The organism is Paenibacillus sp. FSL H7-0690, assembly GCF_037980415.1.
In the GTDB taxonomy this organism is placed as follows: domain Bacteria; phylum Bacillota; class Bacilli; order Paenibacillales; family Paenibacillaceae; genus Paenibacillus_AQ; species Paenibacillus_AQ odorifer.
The window spans coordinates 3992026-4013666 of the sequence record NZ_CP150281.1 but is presented as its reverse complement, the minus strand read 5'-3'; the positions used below and the strand labels follow the sequence as shown (position 1 = coordinate 4013666).

General features: G+C 43.3%; 17 protein-coding genes. 13 read left to right on the top strand and 4 right to left on the bottom strand.

Going from position 1 to position 21641, the window contains the following annotated elements; all coding sequences use genetic code 11:
- Window positions 1-5 precede the first annotated feature (5 nt).
- The gene (locus MHI32_RS17680) at window positions 6-380 is read left to right on the top strand and encodes a DUF1801 domain-containing protein (protein WP_340010411.1); all 375 of its coding nucleotides are present in this window, start codon (window positions 6-8) and stop codon (window positions 378-380) included.
- A gap of 128 nt (window positions 381-508) precedes the next feature.
- Here MHI32_RS17680 and MHI32_RS17675 read toward each other — a convergent pair whose 3' ends face one another.
- Window positions 509-1441: a helix-turn-helix domain-containing protein gene (locus MHI32_RS17675; RefSeq protein WP_340010409.1), complete on the bottom strand. Its 933-nt coding sequence runs from the start codon at window positions 1439-1441 to the stop codon at window positions 509-511.
- Window positions 1442-1584: 143 nt separating this feature from the next.
- On the opposite strand from MHI32_RS17675, the gene MHI32_RS17670 reads away from it, so the two are divergent.
- Complete coding sequence (locus tag MHI32_RS17670) at window positions 1585-4338, top strand: glycoside hydrolase family 2 (RefSeq protein WP_076304057.1); 2754 nt, start codon at window positions 1585-1587, stop codon at window positions 4336-4338.
- A gap of 76 nt (window positions 4339-4414) precedes the next feature.
- Here the strand turns inward: MHI32_RS17670 and MHI32_RS17665 are convergent, their stop codons facing one another.
- On the bottom strand, window positions 4415-6109 hold the full coding sequence (locus MHI32_RS17665; RefSeq protein ID WP_076184489.1) for a M3 family oligoendopeptidase: 1695 nt from the start codon (window positions 6107-6109) through the stop codon (window positions 4415-4417).
- 383 nt (window positions 6110-6492) lie between these two features.
- On the opposite strand from MHI32_RS17665, the gene MHI32_RS17660 reads away from it, so the two are divergent.
- The 7 genes from MHI32_RS17660 to MHI32_RS17630 all read left to right on the top strand — a co-directional run bounded on the left by MHI32_RS17660 (window position 6493) and on the right by MHI32_RS17630 (window position 14574).
- Window positions 6493-7677, top strand: coding sequence for a GntR family transcriptional regulator (locus tag MHI32_RS17660; RefSeq protein WP_076128248.1), 1185 nt, complete (start codon window positions 6493-6495; stop codon window positions 7675-7677).
- Between the two features lie 246 nt (window positions 7678-7923).
- Window positions 7924-9189, top strand: a complete 1266-nt coding sequence (locus MHI32_RS17655) for a glycoside hydrolase family 125 protein (RefSeq protein ID WP_076302643.1) — start codon at window positions 7924-7926, stop codon at window positions 9187-9189.
- 44 nt (window positions 9190-9233) lie between these two features.
- Window positions 9234-10538, top strand: coding sequence for an ABC transporter substrate-binding protein (locus MHI32_RS17650; protein ID WP_076280054.1), 1305 nt, complete (start codon window positions 9234-9236; stop codon window positions 10536-10538).
- Between the two features lie 64 nt (window positions 10539-10602).
- The gene (locus MHI32_RS17645) at window positions 10603-11490 is read left to right on the top strand and encodes a sugar ABC transporter permease (protein ID WP_036688088.1); all 888 of its coding nucleotides are present in this window, start codon (window positions 10603-10605) and stop codon (window positions 11488-11490) included.
- Between the two features lie 33 nt (window positions 11491-11523).
- On the top strand, window positions 11524-12411 hold the full coding sequence (locus tag MHI32_RS17640; protein WP_076142466.1) for a carbohydrate ABC transporter permease: 888 nt from the start codon (window positions 11524-11526) through the stop codon (window positions 12409-12411).
- A 33-nt stretch (window positions 12412-12444) separates the two neighbouring features.
- On the top strand, window positions 12445-13500 hold the full coding sequence (locus MHI32_RS17635) for a glycoside hydrolase family 76 protein (RefSeq protein WP_340010407.1): 1056 nt from the start codon (window positions 12445-12447) through the stop codon (window positions 13498-13500).
- 12 nt (window positions 13501-13512) lie between these two features.
- Window positions 13513-14574 (top strand): glycoside hydrolase family 76 protein, encoded by a 1062-nt coding sequence (locus tag MHI32_RS17630; protein ID WP_076128258.1) that lies wholly within the window; start codon window positions 13513-13515, stop codon window positions 14572-14574.
- 64 nt (window positions 14575-14638) lie between these two features.
- Here MHI32_RS17630 and MHI32_RS17625 read toward each other — a convergent pair whose 3' ends face one another.
- On the bottom strand, window positions 14639-15745 hold the full coding sequence (locus MHI32_RS17625) for a glycoside hydrolase family 88 protein (protein WP_076281681.1): 1107 nt from the start codon (window positions 15743-15745) through the stop codon (window positions 14639-14641).
- A 212-nt stretch (window positions 15746-15957) separates the two neighbouring features.
- On the opposite strand from MHI32_RS17625, the gene MHI32_RS17620 reads away from it, so the two are divergent.
- Window positions 15958-17412 (top strand): glycosyl hydrolase family 28 protein, encoded by a 1455-nt coding sequence (locus MHI32_RS17620; protein WP_076194660.1) that lies wholly within the window; start codon window positions 15958-15960, stop codon window positions 17410-17412.
- Between the two features lie 7 nt (window positions 17413-17419).
- Here MHI32_RS17620 and MHI32_RS17615 read toward each other — a convergent pair whose 3' ends face one another.
- Window positions 17420-18277, bottom strand: a complete 858-nt coding sequence (locus MHI32_RS17615; RefSeq protein ID WP_076128265.1) for an AraC family transcriptional regulator — start codon at window positions 18275-18277, stop codon at window positions 17420-17422.
- 121 nt (window positions 18278-18398) lie between these two features.
- Here MHI32_RS17615 and MHI32_RS17610 point away from each other — a divergent pair, with 121 nt between their 5' ends.
- The 3 genes from MHI32_RS17610 to MHI32_RS17600 all read left to right on the top strand — a co-directional run bounded on the left by MHI32_RS17610 (window position 18399) and on the right by MHI32_RS17600 (window position 21433).
- Window positions 18399-19982, top strand: coding sequence for a glycoside hydrolase family 43 protein (locus MHI32_RS17610; RefSeq protein ID WP_076281682.1), 1584 nt, complete (start codon window positions 18399-18401; stop codon window positions 19980-19982).
- Window positions 19983-20074: 92 nt separating this feature from the next.
- Window positions 20075-20908, top strand: a complete 834-nt coding sequence (locus MHI32_RS17605) for a hypothetical protein (RefSeq protein ID WP_076281683.1) — start codon at window positions 20075-20077, stop codon at window positions 20906-20908.
- Window positions 20909-21070: 162 nt separating this feature from the next.
- Window positions 21071-21433, top strand: a complete 363-nt coding sequence (locus MHI32_RS17600; RefSeq protein WP_076128270.1) for a DUF1304 domain-containing protein — start codon at window positions 21071-21073, stop codon at window positions 21431-21433.
- Window positions 21434-21641: the final 208 nt, after the last annotated feature.

The following is a 21641-nucleotide window of genomic DNA, read 5'->3' as shown; positions in this document are numbered from 1 at the left end:
ATATCATGGATGAAAGTAAAATCACATATGAATCGATCAATACCTATATTTCCGGGTTTTCGCTTGAGGTTCAGGAAATCCTTAATACGTTAAGAAAGGTGATAAAAGAGGCGGCACCGGAAGCAGAGGAAAAAATAAGCTATCAGATGCCTACTTTTGCATTACACGGAAATTTGGTGCATTTCGCTGCTTATCCCAAGCATATTGGATTCTATCCAACTCCAAGTGGAATTAATGCTTTTAAAGATGAATTATCAGGCTATAAAGGTGCTAAAGGTTCCGTTCAATTCCCTATTGATAAGCCTATGCCTTATGAATTAATTAGCAAGATTGTAACCTTCAGAGTCGCTGAGAATCTAAAAAAAGTTGAAGCAAAATAAAGGTCTCTACTAGTATGAAATAGAGAGGTCCATCTGGTCAGGGCTGGAAGTGTGCATCCATTGTTGATGTTCTTCTTGATGCTGGTGAACATTGGATCCACTTCCGAGGCACTCCTGCCTCTTTTTCCTCATTTCGGACGTCGTACAAACGCCAGTATGATATCCTGGGCATAGTCCCCGAACCCACTTCCGAACAGATTTAGTCCTCGTTTATTGAGTGCATCCTCCCGAATTTCAAAACGTACACGAATAGGTTCATTAAACGTCAGCTTTAAAGAGCTGATTGTAGTGGAAGATGAGAAAGAACCATTACAGCTGCTGCCCGATTCCGAGACACTCCATGTAGTAAGAGCTCCATATTCAGTTCCACTTCTCCAACGTTCAGGGGTCAGTTTCCCTTTGCGGTTCCCGAAATCGGAGGGACAGGTCCAAGTCCCGACTAACTGGTCATTGATGGATAAGCTGATATCACTGGCCCAATCCTCTCGAAATGAAGGGGCTTCTGAGCATACTTCTGCCGAAATGCGGATTTCGTCCAACTCGACGCCTGGAGGCAGGGGGTTGGCAAAATAGTATTCGACATAACCGGCTTCTGCGAACCATAAGAGAGAGGCATCGACTCGTTCAGGCATGTAGAATGCTCTTGGATCATCTTGGGAGCCAATGACACCACCATCTTTTCCGGCCATCCCGCAGGACGGTTGTATGGAGCAGTGGGAGAACATTCCGATGGGCATATGTATTTCCTCAGTTTGATGCAGCCCATCCCCTAGCTTTGAAGGGAGATCGAGTTGAATAGAGCGACAGGTGACCGCACAGATTTTTTCGCGATTTGCTCCTTGTGTAGATGAGATAAGATTAACCTGTTCTAACGTCTGCACATTGATAGATATCGTTGGCTGAGCTACACCTAACGTCTCAGCTAATTGACTGACACTCATAGGCTTCTCTCCAAGGGCTTCAAGAATGCGGACGCGGACGTCACCAGACAGTGCTTTAGCTACATCTAAAATGCGTGACGCGGGATAACGTATCGTTTCTTGTGAAATATCATTCATCATATTTGTTCCTTTTCGTATAGGATGGGTTGAGGTTATTGTACAATGAAGATTGAGTATTGTAAAATCATAATAAACATTGCGAAAATCGTATACTGGTGCTAAAATGGGCTCAACTTCTTATTTTGAAAGGCTGTGCTCGCCATATGACAACTTCTATATTAGCTTCTGAGACACTTGCGATTCCTCGTTCTGAACACCCTCATCCACATTGGCAACGTCATGAATGGATGAATTTGAATGGGCAATGGTCATTTAAGTTTGATCCGAACAATGAAGGTATGAAGGCGTTATGGTACTCCAATCCTGAAATCGCTTACGACTCAATGATCACTGTACCTTTTTCTTGGGTAAGTCCCTTATCCGGAATTGGCTGCGATCAACAAGGAATAGGCTGGTATCGCCGCACCGTGAATGGGCAGGCTGTTGACCAACAAACACGATTGTTTTTACGTTTTGGGGCAGTAGATTATTCATGTGATGTGTGGATAAATGGAGAACATGTAGGTTCACATCAAGGTGGATATGGTTCATTTGAATTTGATATTACACCTTACTGGGCAGCTAATTGTGAGAATAATATTGTCGTAAGAGCTGAGGATTTCGATCATGCTTATCAAGCGCGGGGCAAACAAGGATATGGAGAAATCCGTGGAATTTGGCAGCCTGTATGGCTTGAAGCACGTCCCGAAACTTATATGAAAGATGCAAAGTTTGTGACCCGTATAGATGGACAGGTGAAGGTAACTACAAGAATAATCGCGCATGAAACGGGTTCGGCAGAGTTTACGCTGCAATTCGCTGATCATTCTGTTGTTCATACAGAGAAGCTGCAGCTTATAGCAGGGGTGAACGAATGTAAGCTGTCTATCGATATTCCCAATCCGCATTTGTGGAGTCCAGAAAATCCTTATTTATATGAAGGTGAATTGCAGCTTAGTGGATCGTTTGGTACAGATACAGTCAGCACTTATTTCGGAATTCGCGAAATTCAGACTGCCCGCTTTGAAGATCGTGATTATCGGTGGATCACCTTAAATGGTAAACCGATATATTTGAACGGTACTCTTGATCAGTCCTATCACAAGACAGGGTTTTTCACCTATCCAACGGATGAAGACATGCGGGATGAAATTTATCTAATGAAACGTTTAGGGCTAAACATGGTGCGAATTCATATTAAGCCCGAAGAACCCCGTAAGCTGTATTGGGCGGATAAGCTTGGCATTCTTGTTATGGAAGATATGCCTTGTTTCTGGGGTAATCCGGATGACAAGGCCAGAGCCTCCTATGAGAGAGAAGCCCTTGAGGTGATTGAACGAGATTATAATCATCCATCTATTTTTTCGTGGGTTATGTTCAACGAGACCTGGGGTTTGAAGACAGATGCTCAGGAGGCTAGCCTCACAAGTGATGTACAGCAGCAGAGTAGTTATCTTAAAGAGACACAGGAATGGGTGCGGGAGAAATATCGCTGGGCGAAGCAGCTTGATCCGACTAGAATTGTTGAGGATAACTCGCCGTGTAATTATGATCATGTGGAATCGGATATTAATACATGGCACTTTTACATTAATGGTTACGAGCAGCTGCAAGCCCACTTAAATGAGGTTGTAGATAAAACATTCCCGGGATCGGAGTTTAACTGTATTGGCGGCAACGTACAGTCTGATGCCCCTCTAATGAACAGCGAATGCGGTAACGTGTGGGGGATAGAAGGTGGTGCAGGGGACAGTGATTTGGCATGGCATTACCGCTATATGATGAATGAATTCCGGCGGCATGATAAGCTATGTGGATTCGTATTTACTGAATTCCGTGATGTTACGAATGAGTTCAATGGTTATTACCGGCTAGACGGGAGCGATAAGGATTTTGGATATGGGGATTTTGTTCCCGGGATGACGATTGCGGATCTGCATTCCCCAGATTTTATCGTGTTAGATGCTCCTCCATGCCAGACAGTAGAAGCAGGGCAGAGTGTTAAAGTACCTTTGCTAGGTTCCAGCTTCGCGGACAGCTATCACGGTCATAATTTGAAGCTGAAATGGGAACTGTGGTACGACAATTTGGGGACTCGGGTCACTGCGCAAAGTGGACATATGTCTGTGAAATGGGATAACTTTGGAAACACTATACTTCCTTCTTTGAACATTACAATGCCTGGTCAGGAGGCGGCTGCAATACTTGCTGTTTCTCTGATTAATGAGAAGGGTGAAGCGATCACGCGGAATTTCATTACTTTTGATGTAAGAGGCGGTAATAACACTGTATTGTTTAAAGGTGAAGGAGAATTTATTCAAATTCCAGTGGGAGCTTATACCGATCATAACTTTAAGCATCAATGGGATGCTATCCAAGGATTTAAGATCAATGGTGCTGGGCAAGGTCAGTATGTATACGAGGTTACACTGCCAGATGCAGCAGATAAATCAATGATTGGTGAGATCGAAATCATGTTCGAAGCAAGTGCTAAACGATTGCTGGCGCGGCATGTTGAAGGTACGAAGCTTAATGATATGGGCCTTGATCTTATGCATGGGGCAGATGCGAGGGTGGAATATAATCCGAATACGTATTATATGACGGATGAAGAGCGTCATCCTTCCCGAGTGAACGTTCTGGTGGATGGGCAGCGGATTGGTTCTTTCTATTTACCGGATGATCCGGCTGATAGCAGAGGGATTTTGTCTTGGCATTATCAGCCAATAGCGAATAAGCTGGATGAGGCTGGATCTTATGGCTACCTATGCAAGGCAAGTGTACCGGGGCAGTTAGCAGCGAAGCTGGATCGCAATCGTGTTTTCCGTTTGGAGCTGCAAGCAGAGGACGGCGGGCTAGCTTTGTATGGCCGTAATGCAGGTCGTTATCCACTGGACTTGTTGATTCGTTATCGCTAAATAACCTTAATATGAAAATAAAGCAATCCCAGCTAAGAAGCAGGGATTGCTTTTTTATCGGTACTGCAAGGTATTATTAAAGTTCTTTATCATTAATGCTGTTTAACCAGCTTTCAATCTCTCCAATGACCGAACTAATGCAGCCATCTTCAAAAGGTGAAGTCAGGCCCGCAAGTTCAACCAGCTTGATAAAGGATTTGCTTCCTCCAGCTTGACATAACTCTAAATAATCACTCCAAGCGGATTTAAAATCTTCATTTGAACGTTTCCAGAACTGGAAGGCACATAGCTGTGCTAGTGTATAGTCAATGTAATAGAACGGGGAGGCGAAGATATGGCCTTGCTTATGCCAAAATCCACCTTGTTCCAGATAAGCATTACCTTCATAATTGCGGTGCGGCAAATATTTTTTCTCGATTTCTCGCCATGCTTGCTTACGTTCAGCAGGGGTTGCTTCAGGATTGCTGTAAACAAAATGCTGGAATTCATCTACAGTAACTCCGTAAGGAATAAACTGAAGGCTATCTGCCAAATGATTGAAACGGTATTTGTCTGCATCCTCTTCAAAGAACAATTCCATCCATGGCCAAGCAAAAAACTCCATGCTCATGGAATGGATCTCACAGGCTTCATAAGTAGGAAAAGCATATTCAGGTACATTAATATTTCGGCTTTCATACACCTGGAAGGCATGCCCCACTTCATGGGTCAAGACATCAATATCCCCTGAGGTTCCATTGAAATTTGAGAAGATAAAGGGTGCTTGGTATTGGCTGAAGTAAGTACAATAGCCACCGCCTTGCTTACCTTTTTTACTTACTAAATCCACTAGATTGTTATCCAACATAAAAGTAAAAAATTCATCAGTTTCCGGAGAGAGCTCTTTGTACATCTTGGATCCGTTAGCTACAATCCAGTCAGGATCTCCTTTAGGAGTGGCATTGCCAGTCTTGAAGCTGAAGTTCTCGTCATAAAACTTCAAGGCATCCAGACCTAGGCGTTCAGTCTGCCGTTTCTTAAGCTGTTGGGAGACGGGTACGATATGCTCCAGAACTTGTTTCCGGAAGTTGGCTACCATGTCGGCGTTATAATCGGTACGCATCATCCGGTCATAACCTAGCTCAACAAAGTTGCTGTAACCAAGCTTTTTAGCAATGCGGTCACGGACTTTAACTAGCTCGTCATAGATTCGATCAAAGTCACTCTCATGTTCAGACATAAAATCATATCTGGCTTGTGAAGCACGTTTACGCATATCGCGGTCCGTGGACAATTCAAAAGGAGTAAGCTGAGTCAGTGTCCGTTCTTCGCCTTCGAATGGAATCTTGGCGGACGCGATAAGCTGAGCGTATTCTGTAGAGAGTTTGTTCTCCAATTGTAAATCTTCGATGATTTCTGGACTAAAAGTACGCAGAGCTACTTCTGCAAGCTGAAGCAGCTGCGTGCCCCATTCTTGTTCGAATTCGGCTCTGTATTTGGAATTGACGAGTGCTTTGTAGTAGTCCGTTATGTATTCCTGAACGATAGGGCCAATCTCGTCCATGAATTCCTGTTCAGCCTTGTAGAATTCATCTGTTGTATTGATCGAATGGCGAACGCTAACCAATGTCTGCAGGGTGTCAAACTCATTGCGAAGCTTGTTAATAGCGGTAACGGAAGCCTTTTGCACTTCTAATGGCTCGGTGTCATTGAGATCTTTAAGCAGGTTGTTAAAATCCTGTTTGAACTTCTCTACATCCGGGCGCTCATAGCGATAATCATTAAATTTCATTAACTATTCAACTTCCTTTCTATACCAGATAGTCTCTATTATATATTCTGAACAGCAATTTACGATAGACCTGTGTTAGCTGTTTTTGAATAAAAAAAGAACAAATGGACAAAAGTGTAAAAACTTGTTAGATGAAATACGGTTTGATATTATCTAAGAATATAGTAGAAATGATATTTATAGCGATTACTTAGCCTTTATTTAACCAGCATTCACTGAATACGGGTTATCTCTGTTTATATACGAAGTTTTGTATTTTTCCACTTTACCTCCTTCCTCCCTCTTTTTTTGCTGTAGCCGCACAACTGTCGACAAACTTAATATATCATGATATATTATTATGTATAAGATGAAAAAATTAGAGTCAGGAGATAACGAAAGTCATGAGTGAGACAACATCATCCAAACCGATGTATGAAAAAATATTTGATGAAGTGAAGCAGCTTATCGTTAATAAATCCTATGGACAAGGGGAACGGGTTCCCTCAGAGAAAGAACTGGCTGAAGCCTATAATGTTAGTCGGATTACGAGTAAAAAAGCTCTGGAAATGCTCGCCGCGGAACAATTAATTGTGAGAAAACCGGGGAGAGGTTCATTTGTGGCAGATCCAGCAGTCGATTACATGGAATCAGCGATATCTCCGGGGACGGTCTCCGACGGAACTGTTTTCAATTCCTTTAACCATGAGGAAAAGACGATCGGTCTGGTTATTACCGACTTTGGCAACAGCTATGGCACAGGTTTGATTTATGGCATGGAGCAGGCTTCACGTGATAATGATTGTTTTCTGGTTTTAAGAAGAACCTTTGGGGTGCCGGAGAACGAAGAGAAATCTATTCAGAAGTTGCTCAGCTTAGGTGTAGATGGTCTGATCATTTTTCCGGCTCAAGGCGAATTTTTTAATGCGGAGATTCTAAAATTGGTGATAGGGCGGTTCCCGCTAGTTCTGGTAGATCGCCATTTAAAAGGAGTGGCAGCAGCATCGATCAGTACTGATAATATGCAGGCTGCACTCAAAGGTACGGAGTATTTATTTGATCTCGGGCATACTAATATCTCCTTTCTCTCTCCACCTCCAGCGGATACCACAGCTCTTGAAGAGCGGGTAGAGGGATTTATTCAAGCGCATGCGGAACGGGGAATAGCTGTAGACAAGGGATTGTGGGTCAGTGATTTGACCTCAACACTACCGGATTCCTTCAACGATGAGAATATTGAACATGACATTTCGCGGCTAATTTCTCATTTGCAAAAGAATCCAACAATAACGGCGCTTTTTGCTGTGGAATATAATATTGCGCTGCTGGCTAGAACTGCGGTCCAACGACTTGGGCTACGAATTCCAGAAGATATTTCGATCATTTGCTTTGATAGTCCGCCAACTCCACTTGGTTCGGGTTATGCATTTACCCATTTACGGCAAAATGAAGAAGAGATGGGGCGGCTTGCAGTAGAAAATGTATTGCGAATTATGAACGGGCAGAGTGTGTCCAATAAGATAATGCTGGAAGCTGAGCTAATTTCTGGTGAATCCACAAGCTCCGCTAAACAATCTATCTCTAAATAGAATTTTGGCTTATTCTCCAAATTAAACATATATTAGTTGTTATAAAAACCTATCTTTTTGGATGGGTTTTTTTATTTGTTTTAGATATGTATTTATCATTATAGATGTATTGATATATCATTATAATAAAATAAACATATTGACATACTAATCACATGACAATATACTAATCAATGAAAGCGCTTCAAATTTAAAAAGAAAAAGGGGGTATTATAACTGAAAGCAACTAGAGAAATACCCGAGTCAATGCATAAACTGGCATCTAGCGTAAAAGCACAGCTGAGTGATCGCCCGAAATTAGCCGAAATGTTCGAGAAATGTATGGCCAACACCTGGAACACAACCTTAAAACGAATGCCAAACGGAAGCACTTTTGTTATTACCGGAGATATTCCAGCGATGTGGCTACGGGATTCCGCCGCACAGGTCAGACCTTTCCTAATCCTTGCCTCCGAAGATGAAGAAATTGCAGACATGATTGAGGGACTTGTACGTAGACAATTTACTTACATCCAGCTTGATCCGTATGCTAACGCATTCAATGAAGAAGAAAGTGGGCATGGCCACCAAGAGGATCTGACGGAGATGAGCCCGGGAGTCTGGGAAAGAAAATATGAAATTGATTCGTTATGTTATCCAATCCAACTGAGTTATCTGCTCTGGAAGAATTCGGGCCGTACTAGTCAGTTTAATGAGTCGTTTGTAACAGGCGTAGAAAGAATCATAACATTATGGACTACCGAACAGAACCATGAGCGCGATTCAAAATATCTTTTTCAACGGATGAACTGTCCGCCCACGGATACGTTAGCTCGAGAAGGCAAAGGGACGTTGACGGCTTATACCGGAATGACTTGGTCTGGATTTCGTCCTAGTGACGATGCCTGTGAATATGGGTATTTGGTTCCGGCCAATATGTTCGCGGTGGTTGTTTTACGATATGTGTGTGAAATTGCCCGTGAGATTTTAGGTGATCAGGAGCTGGAAAAGAAAGCTAGAAAACTATCTGACCAGCTTAATAAGGGAATAAGTGAGTATGGAATTGTAGAACATCCAGAGTTTGGAGCGGTCTATGCTTATGAAGTAGATGGTCTGGGACAGGTGAATTTTATGGATGATGCAAATGTACCTAGTCTACTCTCTATCCCTTATTTGGGTTATGTGACTGCTGATGATCCTATTTATAAAAATACCCGTGAACTTATTTTAAGTAGCACTAATCCTTATTTTTTCGCAGGAAAAGCGGCTGCTGGCATTGGAAGTCCGCATACGCCAAATCGGTATATCTGGCCCATAGCTTTAGCGATGCAGGGAATGACATCTACCCGCTTTGAGGAACAGGAAGCCTTACTTCATCTGCTGGAGAAGACGGATGCAGGAACTGGATTTATGCATGAAGGGTTTTATGTGGATAATCCTGATGAATTTACACGTCCATGGTTCTCTTGGGCAAACATGATGTTCTGTGAGCTTGTACTCATGCGCTGCGGTAAGCAGATTAAGCGCGGATGAGACCAACAAGGTTTGAATAATCGACTCTAAAGGGGATAGAGAACATGAAAAAATGGCTGGTTACCTCAATTGTTTTGGTAATGACTACTGCACTTGCTGCGGGCTGCGGTGGTAATAACGGATCTGCGGACAAAGAGACCGGAAACACAAGCAAAGCTGGGAGCAGTACCGGGAAAAAGACAGAGCTTACCTTCTGGGGAGATTGGGGCGGTGAGGGGCAGAAGCAATTCGAGACCATGGTGGATGCTTTTAATAAATCGCAGGATAAAATTCACGTAAAATATGTGCTGCAACAGGATATGATCACGAAATTCCTAACTTCTGCGACCAATGGCGGCACTCCTGATGTACTGTTTTGGGACCGTTGGAGAACTTCGCTGTATGCCCCGAAAAATGTACTGCATCCGGTGGATGAATACTTAACGCGTGACGGTATTTCCGAAGATGATTTCTACAGTGAATCCCTACGGGAGCTTTCATACGATGACAAATTATATGGGCTGCCGCTTACAGTAGATGCCCGTGCTCTTTTCTATAACAAGAAGCTGCTCGCAGAGGCAGGACTTCAGCCTCCAACAACTTGGGATGAGCTAGAGGCAGCGGCTACGAAGCTAACGAAATGGAATGGCAATAAATTGGAGACTGCAGGTTTTTCTATGGGAGATTTGGGACTTTTTAATATGTATCTCCAACAGGCTGGCGGCACCATGCTTACAGAGGATGGAAAGACCAATTTTAATAATGAGCAGGGCAAGCAGGTGCTTGAGTTCTGGGATCGCCTAATGAACAAGGACAAAGTGTATAAAGTAGGGTTCGAACTTGGACTTGGTGAAGGGCAAGATGCTTTTGTCACAGGTAAAGTGGCTATGCTGTATTCCGGTCCGTGGATGCTCAGCACCTATAACAAATATGGTAAAGACCTGGATTATGGAATCGTTCCTCCTCCAGCCGGACCAAATGGTGATAAAGGTAGTGTCATGGGTGGATTTGGGCTAGTGATTCCAGAAGGCTCCAAACATAAGGAAGAAGCATGGGAGTTCATCAAATGGTGGACAGCGAACAAGGATAACGCGTTGCTCTGGGCAAAGACGAGTCTAAATCTGCCGGGTTATAAGCCATCGATGGAAGATCCATTTTTCAAGGATGATCCAAAGTGGCAGCCGTTTCTGGAAACGTTGGAGTTCGCCAAGGTTCGTCCGAACCATCCTGGATATTCCGTGATGGAGACTGATGCTTTGGCCCCTAATTTGCAGCTTAACCAGCAAAACAAGATGAGCATTGATGAGACCTTGAGGAAATCGCAAGAAGAGGGCGACAAAATGCTGAAGGATAATGAAGTAGTGAAATAATAAGTAAGACATTTGAAGTGAAGGGAGGTTTCGCCTCCCTTTTGCTTAGGAGGGGGTAGCTGAAATGGCTTCCATCAGAAAACTAGAGAAACATCAGGCGCGGACGGCTTATCTGTTTATTACACCCACGGTATTGCTGTTTACAGTATTCACAGTCATCCCTGTGGTAATGGCGCTATATTTAAGCTTTACCAACTACGATGTACTTAGTAGAAACGATTGGATCGGTTTTGATAACTATCGCCGTTTGATAGAGGACAGTTTGTTATGGAAAACATTCCGAAATGTATTTCTGTATTCCATCATTTTCGTTCCATTTAATATTCTGATTTCGCTTCTCCTCGGGATTCTGCTTAGTCGATCCTGGCGTGGGGTAAAGTTGTTCCGCACATTGAATTATCTGCCTACCCTTACATCCGCCGTTGCTGCTGCTACCGTTTGGATCTGGCTTTTGCATCCTGAATTTGGTTTGGTTAACGGATTGTTGTCTTATGTTGGGATTACGGGTCCAGCTTGGTTATCCGAGACCCGAACGGCGATGTTATCCATTATTATGCTTACCCTCTGGCAATCGGTAGGTTCTAATATGATTATCTACTTGGCAGGTCTGCAGGGCGTGCCCGACTATTTGTATGAATCTGCACGGCTGGACGGTGCTAATAAGCTGGCTTGTTTCCGGTTTATTACTTGGCCGCAGCTGCGACCAACAACCTTTCTTGTCAGTACGATGTCAATCATTGGTGCGTTGCAGTTGTTCGACCAAGCTTTTGTGCTGACGCAGGGTGGTCCGGCGAATATGACAAAGACTCCAGTTTATCTGATCTATCAGCAGGGCTTTAATCAATTGCAAATGGGGTATGCGTCTGCACAAGCATTTGTGCTTGCTGTGGCGATTCTCATTTTCTCACTAATAAACATGCGGATCACAAAGGCGGAGGAGTCCATTGTATAAGCCGGGCTTGCCATGCAGAAGGGGGATAGAGGTATGGATACTAGCGGAAGTTCGTTATTAAAAAGAAGCTTAAGCAAATCTATCTATTATATAGTGTGCATAGTTATTGCTATCGTAATGTTTCTACCTTTTTATTGGAGTGTTCTTACATCCTTGAAGCCTGACGAAGAGATCTTCGCCATGCCCATCCGGTGGTTTCCTTCACATTTGACCTTAGAACACTATCGTAAGGCATTTACTACGGTTCCGTTTGCGCTCTATTTCTGGAATTCGCTTGTACTTGCAGTAGCGGGTGTATTGGCGAATCTGTTCTTTGGTTCTATCAGTGGTTATGCGTTCGCAAAATTGAATTTTAAGCTCAATAAGCCGATATTCCGCGTGCTGCTTGCGGCGATGATGATACCAGGCATTGTGACGATGATCCCCACGGTTTATGTCATGCGCCATATTCCTCTTTTTGGAGGAAATGATATTTTTGGTAGCGGGGGTAACGGGCTGATGAACTCATTCTGGGGGATTATTCTTCCGGGCGCTTCTGGAACCTTTGCTGTGTTCTTCATGCGGCAATTCTTTCTCACCTTGCCTAGTGACATGATGGAAATGGCCCGGATCGAAGGCTGTGGAGAGTTTAAAATATTTTGGCGGATATATTTGCCGTTGACTAAACCAGCGCTGGCTACTTTAAGTATCTTTACCTTCCAAGCGGGCTGGAACAGTTTCTTGTGGCCAATGATTGTGCTGAATGATCCCGACAAAGCAACGATTCAGATGGGACTTCAAGCTTTTTCTTATAATTTTCAAACAGACTACGGTCCAATGATGGCTGGAGCGCTAGTAGCAATCTTGCCGATATTGGTGTTATTTTTAGCTCTTCAGCGTTATTTTGTACAGGGGATAGCCTTCAGTGGTATTAAGGGTTAATGCAATAAAAATCGAACCAGGGAGAGAGTCTATATGAATCAATTGGAGATAGGGATTTGGGAGGAACGGGCGAATCAAGCACAAGCTGCATTGGATTCATTCTTCTGGAATGAAGCGATCAAAATGTACAATATAGAAACACCTTGTCCAAATGGAGAATGCAACACTATTTTTCATTATTGGTGGATGGCCCATGCTGTGGATGTATTGGTAGATGGACTACAGCGGACTGGAGAGAACTGGTATGCCAAAAGGCTTTCCGCACTTCATGAAGGTCTGCTACAACGAAATGGTGGTATGTGGCCAAATGAGTTGTATGATGATATGGAATGGATGGCTCTCGCGTGGCTTCGTGCTTATCAAGCAACAGGAGTGGAAGGTTATAAAGATACAGCCCTTCTTTTATGGAACGACATTCAGACAGGTTGGAACGAGCATATGGGCGGTGGAATTGCTTGGCAGAAATCACAGTTGGATTATAAAAATACACCAGCCAACGCACCGGCAGCTATACTTGCGGCACGCTTGTATCAAGCTTTTGGTGAAGCTGGCAATCTTGAATGGGCGTTAAAAATATACAGATGGCAAAAAGAGCATCTAGTAGATCCGGCAACGGGTTTTGTATGGGATGGCATGAATCGCACTGGCGATGGAAAGATCGATAAAGATTGGAAATACTCCTACAACCAAGGTGTTTTCATTGGCGCAGCAGTTGAACTGTATCGTATCACTAAAGAGCAGGAATATTTAGAGGATGCTCGTCTAACCTTTGCCGCCGCAGCCCATGAACTTGCTGACTCTGAGGGAGGTGTGCTGCCAGATGAAGGAAATGGTGATGCGGGACTGTTTAAAGGAATCCTGATTCGCTATACAGCTGAATGGGTCAAAGCTGATTCCGCAGCAGTTAAAGCTGTAGATTTCCTGCGAGCGAATGCAGAATGTCTCTGGGAACAAGGAAAGTCAGAGGATAAAGTGTTGTTTGGCACAGATTGGACTTCGACTTCCGCTGGTGTGATTCAGCTCAGCTCCCAGCTTAGTGCGATCAAGCTGCTGGAGAAGATGGCTGAATTAACTAAAGAACAGGGTTGAGGTGAGTTCTTAATGACACAAGCAAAGGAAGCCATAGAAGCAGTCAGTTGGCAGGAAAAGTCCGAGTGGTTCCAACAATGTCTACTACGTAATTATTATAATGCTGAGACGGGGATCATGAACCAATGGTATCCCAGAGCGTACAACGTTGCGGGGGAAAACTTTTATTATTGGTGGCAGGCTCATGTCATTGATATTTTAGTAGATGGTTATGAGCGTAGTGGAGATCCTGTGTATTCCTTGAAAATTAAGGAGCTAAGTCAGAGTCTGCAAGCTTATAACGGGGGGACTTTCAGGCATAATTACTATGATGATATGGAATGGACAGCATTGGCGTTGCTGCGTGCTTATCGGGTAACAGGACATGAAGCCTATTTAAATGCTGTGCTTGATCTATGGGAGGATATTAAGACGGCTTGGAATGAACAGTTGGGTGGAGGTCTGGCGTGGAAGAAGGATCAGCTAGATTATAAAAACACACCTGCCAATGCACCTGCCGTCATCCTTGCAGCCCGGTTATATGAACTTTTTCATAAGCAAGAGGATCTGGAGTGGGCGCTCCGTATCTATGAATGGAACAAGACATATTTGATGGATTCTACGACTGGTTTTGTGTGGGATGGGATGAATAGACTTGGGGATGGCCAGATCGATTACGACTGGGAGTTTACTTACTGTCAGGGAGTGTTTCTAGGCGCTGGCCTAGAGCTTTACAAGAATACAGGTGATGTTCATTACTTAGAAGATGCGATTCGAACGGCTAATACATGTATTGATCGGTTATGCGATCCAATTAATCTGATGTTGCCTGATGAAGGCATTGATGATACTGGATTGTTCAAGGGCATTCTGATTCGTTATTTGGTTCAGCTCTGTAAAATATCTCCTGTAAATATCCGTATTCGCGAGGTTATATTGGCCAATGCAATGCAGTTGTGGGAAAAAGGTCTGGATAAACAACTGGGTCTGTGCAGTTCATCGTGGGAAGTGAAACCGGAGCTTCCGGTTCAGCTGAGTATTCAACTCAGCGGCTTGATGCTTCTGGAGGGTGCTGCGGCACTGGTGAACGAATAGCCTGAAATATATAAAGACACCTCAAGAGAGGTGTCTTTTTGTTGTTTAAATTAACTATCTGCAATTAGAAAATCCGATGTTTCCAGCCATTTAATTTAGCGACAGCTTCAATATAATAGTAGTCTCCATAGATCAGGGATACATCAATGAAGGAATTGCCACTGCCAGTTCCGTGCAATAAAATCGCTTCATGCTCCGGCAGCTCCCAGGTTGCGTAATTTTCCGTCAGTGAGCGCAGAATTCGCTCCGCTGCATTTGCATATAGACTTTTTTCGCCTAAGGGTACGATATCTGCAAGCTCTAATAATCCTGAAGCGGCTATAGAGGCTGCGGAGCTATCTCGGAACATCCGGGTATCATCCTCTAGGCGGAAATCCCAATAAGGGACTTGATCCTCAGGCAAAGCAGAGATGAAATAATGTGCGATCCGCTTAGCAGTGTTCAGGAAACGTTCATCACCAGTGTGGCGATAAGTATTGATAAAGCCGTACAATCCCCAAGCTGTTCCTCGGCTCCAAGAGGATTCAGCCGAGTAGCCTTGACCGCCAAAATTCTCAAGATAAGCACCTGTCTCTGCGTCAAAAGAAATAATATGTTTGGTGGATCCATCCTCACGTATGCCATATTGCATTGTCGTTTCGGCGTGGCTAATTGCAATATGCTTATAGCGGGGATCACCTGTCACTTTGCTGGCCCAGAACAGCAGGGAGATATTTAACATACAGTCGATAATTACCCAGCCGTATTTATCTTCATTCCATGCGCGGATGAATTTGCCTACAGGATTATAGCGGGCAGCGAGGAAATTCGCCGCTTCAATTCCTCTGCGCAGGGCATCTTCGTCACCTGTAATTGTATGTTTGATTACAGCTGTCGGAAGGAATTGGAATCCCACATCGTGATGCATCTCAACCGTTGGTTTAACAAACCATTCCTCCAAGGTACCGTCCCAATGCCAAGCAGCCTCCTTGTAAAGATCTTTTCCGGTCATATCATGCATGATCCAGAGGAGTCCAGGCCAGAATCCTGTGGTCCACCAGTCTGAACCGATATCATCAAATTTGCCATCTTTCCCGGCAAAATGCGGGCACTTGTTACCGATCTGCTCTACCATACGTTCCACTTTTGTATCAAGTCTACCTATGATTTCCTGCCAATAAGGGTTTGTCATTATTATTGCCTCCAGTGTAATTAGGATGTTATGAGTATAGCTTTCTAAAGCTCAGGAAAGTTGTGTTTTGATATAAGGAAATGTTTGATTATTGTCATGTTGAAGTTGGCTTATAATTTAAAACTGACAAAATACAAACATTTCTGCATAACACATTAAAACTTTATCGGTGTTGGAAGCGATACAATCGAAATGAACAGGAGGATGGTAAAGTGGATGATTTACAAGTATATAAAGCACCTAAAGATATCCCGGGACGTGAGGATTATAAGGTTAGAGTACGGCAGCCTGAAGGAGAATGGCATAGCTTGTTTATTTACGAGGTTAAGGTAGATATGCATGAGGTGCGTCCTGCATCCATGGCTTATTTTGATCTGGAAGGTACAGTAGAAGTTGAAGTCACCTGTCTTTATACGGAGATTGATTGTGTGAACATTGCTCCGGCTTCGCGAGGGATCTCTTACGAATATCATGGAAATACCATTTTGTTTAAGCTAACAGGTCCGCAAAAGTTATCGATTGAGATCAACGGTGATATTTTTCGAAATCTGCATTTATTTGCTAACCCTAAGGAGAAGGATGCCCCTCAACCAGAGGATGCTAATGTTCTAGTAGTCCAACCGGGTATACACCGGAAACCTGATCTTTTACGGCTGCTGGATAATGCCGCTGCTGATCCTCGTGAAAAAAGGAAGGTGCTTTATTTCGCTCCAGGCACACATTATATAGAAGAAACAGTATTGCCGGTCCCTTCGGAAACCACGGTGTATCTTGCCGGAGGTTCAGTGCTTGTAGGTTCCTTGGTATGCGAGGGAGTTCATGATGTATCCATTCGTGGTCGCGGTATAATTTATCTTGCGGATTTTCATCGATTCTCGGCCTTTCGAGGGATACGAATTATTTTTTCGCGATCCATAAATGTGGAAGGTATTACCGTGATTGATCCGCCACATTACAGCATTTTCATCGGGCAGTCTGAGCAGATTGTGATTGATAATTTCAAATCGTTTAGCACTCGGGGGTGGTCTGATGGCATTGATATTATGTCTAGTTCCGAGGTTAGAATCCGGGATGTTTTTATGCGTAATTCGGATGATTGTATTGCTATTTACGGCTCGAGATGGGATTTTTATGGGGATACCCGTAATATTAGCGTTCGTGATTCCATTCTGTGGGCGGATGTCGCTCATCCATTAATGATTGGTACACATGGGGACCATGAACGGAACGGGGACACCATTGAGTCTATTGTTTTTGCAAATATTGATATCTTGAATCATCACGAACCGCAAGAGAACTATTGGGGGGCACTGGCGATTAATGCCGGGGATCGAAATAGGGTATGTAATGTTCTATATGAAAATATACGTGTAGAGCGTATTGAGCGGGGGCAGCTAATTGATGTGCGGGTGGTCTATAACAAGGATTACAATCCAGAGCCGGGGACAAGCATCCGGGACATTACATTTCGCGACATCAGCTATAGCGGGACGGCCAACCCTTCACGAATTTATGGATATGACGAAGAGAGAGCTGTTGAAAATGTGACCTTTGTCAATTTAAGGATCAATGGTGAACTGGTGGACGCCCCCCGCCCAGAGCTGATAGATATTAATCATTTTGCTAAAAATATACTCTTCGTGACTGAAAAAAATACGGTTGTGTAGATTGGATCTAATTACTTTTTCTATATTTTAATGGCGTCGTCCCTAGGACTCTTTTGAACAGTTGATTGAAATAAGAGGCATTTGGAAAACCAACAGTGATTCCGATTTGCTCCACAGGCAGGTCTGTCGTTCCTAACAAGCGGCAGGCCTGTTTGATCCGGCGGGCAGTCAGATAATCAACAAGCCTTCCTCCGGTTTCCTGATGAAAGATTCTGGAGATATAGGATTTGGACAAGTGAATCTCCTCAGCTAACTGATCCAGATTAACCTCCTCATGATAATGCTCTTCGATAAAACTCATGATTTTCTCAGAATAGCGCAAGGTTCGCCGTTCTCCTGATTGGAATACATGCTGATCTTCAGTTCCTATATTGCTCAATAATTGAAGAATTAACAGTGAAATGTCTTCGGTATCCTCAGTCAGACTGACTTTTTTATTGTGATTATATTGCTCCAGAATCCACTCCACAGACTCAACGTGGTCCTTAAGATCAAAGGCACAATGTGTATTTTTCCCTTGCCAAAGCGCTGTGAATAAAGCCTTCCTTTTCGCAAAACCCTCCAGCAGGTGTTCAGCAACATGTGGATCAATGTAGAAGATGGTTCGTTCAAAAGGACACTCGGGAGAAACCTCAGAATAGATCCGGTGCAGCTGATAGGGCTGGAAAAAGAATAACATTCCCCTGCGGATATCGTACATCTGCTGATTCACAACAACGTTTCCCTGTCCGCCATACACGAACATGACTTCACAGCATTGATGCCAGTGATAATAACCTTTGTAATAGTCGTCGGTATATATTTTATAATCCCAAATCAAGGTCTTATGTTCTTCAAAAACAACAGGTTCGAACAGCTGCTTCATAGGCCCTCCAAGATGACAAAATACAAACATTTTCTTATATCTCATTATAACTTTAATCGTTATGAAAGCGATACAATAAATACGTTAAACTATGAAAAATCCGGTAGTGGAGGGTAACATTATGACGCAAAAAATTGTTAATCCGGTGTTGGCAGGTTTTCATCCAGATCCGTCTTTTATTAGAGTAGGGGATGATTATTATATCGCAACCTCTACTTTTGAATGGTTTCCAGGTGTAGAAATTCATCATTCCAAGGATCTAGTTCATTGGCATTCCATTTCACGTGTGCTGACAGAAGCCTCACAAGTAGATCTGCGTGGTAACGTAAGCTCTGGTTCCATTTGGGCACCCGCGCTTTCTTATGATCAAGGCGTATTTTATCTGCTATTTACAGATGTGAAATCTCGCAAAAGTGTATATAAAGATCTGCATAATTATTTAATTACAGCGACGGAAATCATGGGCCCGTGGAGTGAGCCGGTTAGACTTAATGGCAGCGGATTTGATCCATTTTTGTTCCATGATCTGGAAGGGACCAAATGGCTGCTTAATATGCGTTGGGATTTCCGTAAAAATCACAATAACTTCTCTGGCATCGTTATGCAGCAATATGACCCGGAGACTGGCAAATTAACGGGACCTATCCATGAAATTTATAAAGGGACACCTATCGGAGTGACCGAAGGTCCGCAATTGTACCAGAAGGATGGGTACTATTATTTGCTGACAGCAGAAGGGGGCACCGGCATCAACCATATGGTCACCTTAGCTAGAAGCCGAAGCCTCACAGGTCCTTATGAGACGGATCCGGATTTCCCGATTATGACCACGGCACATGATCTGACCTACCCGTTTCAGCAAGCAGGGCACGGATCGCTCGTTGAGACTCAGAATGGGGACTGGTACATGGCGCATTTATGCACACGTCCGATTCCGGGAACGTCAACGATGAATCCGTTAGGCCGGGAAACTGCGATTCAACGTTGTGAATGGACAGAGGATGGCTGGTTGCGATTGGCCCACGGAGGGAAGCTGCCTGCATTGGAGACCGTGGCTCCTGACCTGCCGATATTCACTTTTGAGGAGCTGCCAAACAGAGATGAATTTGATGGAGAGGTTCTTGGATTTCCATACCAAAGCTTGCGTGTACCTTTTGATGAATCTTGGGTTAGCTTGAAGGAACGTCCGGGTTTTCTTCGTCTGCGCGGCAGAGAGTCATTAGCTTCACTGCATGATCAGAGTTTAATTGCCCGGCCGATTCAACATTTTGAATGCTTAGCTACAACCTGTCTGGAATTCGAGCCGGATAGCTTCCTGCAAATGGCTGGGTTAGTCCTCTATTATGATGACAGTGATTACTATTATTTGCGTGTTACCGCAGATGAGATTCGTGGAACTAGTTTGGGCGTTGTGCTGTGTAGAGGTGGCAAATACGATGAGATTTCCTCTATGCAGCTATCTGTGAAAGATTGGGATCGTTATTATCTAAAGGCGGAAATTCATGGACGTGATCTGTTGTTTTATGCTTCATCAGACGGGGTGAATTGGACAGCTGTCTGTACTCCCTTAGATTTTGGTACGCTTTCGGATGAATATGGCGGCAAGCTTGGCTTTACCGGTTCCTATGTCGGGGTATGTGCTCAGGATTTGGATCAGCAAGCGAAGCCGGCTTATTTTGACTATTTTGAATATAAAGCTTTATAGGTGTTCGGAAAAACCATAACATTCTTCATAGTCTATTTTAGGATAAAACGTTAATTTTTACTTATCTTACATAGAAAGGGATGTTTGTGATTTTGAAAAAGACTTTTAAAGTTGCACTAACCTGCACGCTCTTGCTGAATCTGGCCCTGTCCTCTGCTGCAATGGCCGCACCCATCGACGTCGACATGAGTAATTTGAAAGAAGTCCAAACTTCTGGACCGGAAAAGGTTTGGGTTGGAGAATGGAAGGGCGACGATACGATTATTGTGGACACACAAGGAAATGTTACTACAGTTGGAGAACTCAAAGAGTCATCAAGCTTTGTACCCCCGGCAGATGACAATCTTATTAATAATGAATTGTTAGCACCGGAGCTAATAACACCTACTTTTGAACCTGATTCTCCGCAAGCAACTCTAGCTTCCGCTTATGGTCATGCGTGGCCCTATACAGCCGAAAATAGTTATGGGATTAACTGTTATGGTTATGCCTTAAGATTTCCAGGGGCAATCAACCCTGGTGATGGAGACGGGGTCTCAAATGTCAGAGATCCTGCCTATTTTACTAACGTGTATTATACTGCTGGTCTTGTGGTTCAAGATGGCAATACGAATCCTTTATACTTTAAGCCGGGTTGGCGGATACTTCCGGGCCGAACTGCAGCGATTAATTCCGATGAACATCGAATTGCACTAAGAGTGGGATGGATCGACTCAAATGGTAATGGTAAAGTCGATATTCCTGAGGATAACGTTGATTACCACTTCATGCTTCAAAATAGCTCAGGTCTATGGTCAGAGAAACATGGACATCAAGCGTCTCAAAATACGGGAATTTCAGATCCTAGCAATTTCGTCTGGAGCAATGGCTCTCTTTATGGTTTTTACAATAGCGTAACCGTTTATATTGCTGCAAAAGTATTTTAGAATTTCATAAAACATTACGTATGGAATAGCGATAGTCTTTTTTTTGAAGATTATGGCTATTCTTTTTTAGTGTCGAATTGTTTATGAGATGTTGTATACACTTTTGAGTTTTAATGTGATACAATTAAATTGTACACAAATTAAAATAAGGTGGTTATTTTGATGGTATGGGTAGCTAATATTATGGTCGGTGTTGTTGCGTTAATACATATCTATATTGTTTATTTAGAAATGTTCGCTTGGTCAAAGCCAAAAGGGCTTCGAGTCTTTGGAATGACACAGGAAGTTGCGGATGCTTCTAAAACACTGGCAGCGAACCAAGGGTTATACAATGGATTTTTGGCGGCAGGTTTAATTTGGGGATTGGTTCATCCGAATGTAAATTTCGGTCATCAAATTGAAATCTTCTTCTTATCAACTGTTATAGTGGCAGCGTTATATGGCGGACTGACGGTGAAAAAGTCTATTTTATTTATGCAAGGACTGCCAGCTTTAATTGCATTAATCCTCGTGGTTTCGATTTAAGATAACATAGAAGTAATCGATTAGGTTTCTACCTCGCGTACTTGCGTGGTGGAAGCCTTTTTTGCGTAAGATCAAGAAATTATTGGGTAATGAAATGCGCTGGATTAAAAACAGGAATTATGGATGGTGTACCAAGAAACAACAGAGAATTGGTTGATTAATGTGTTTTAGGTACAGGTGTGGTCCTTAGATAAGATGTAAGGGACTT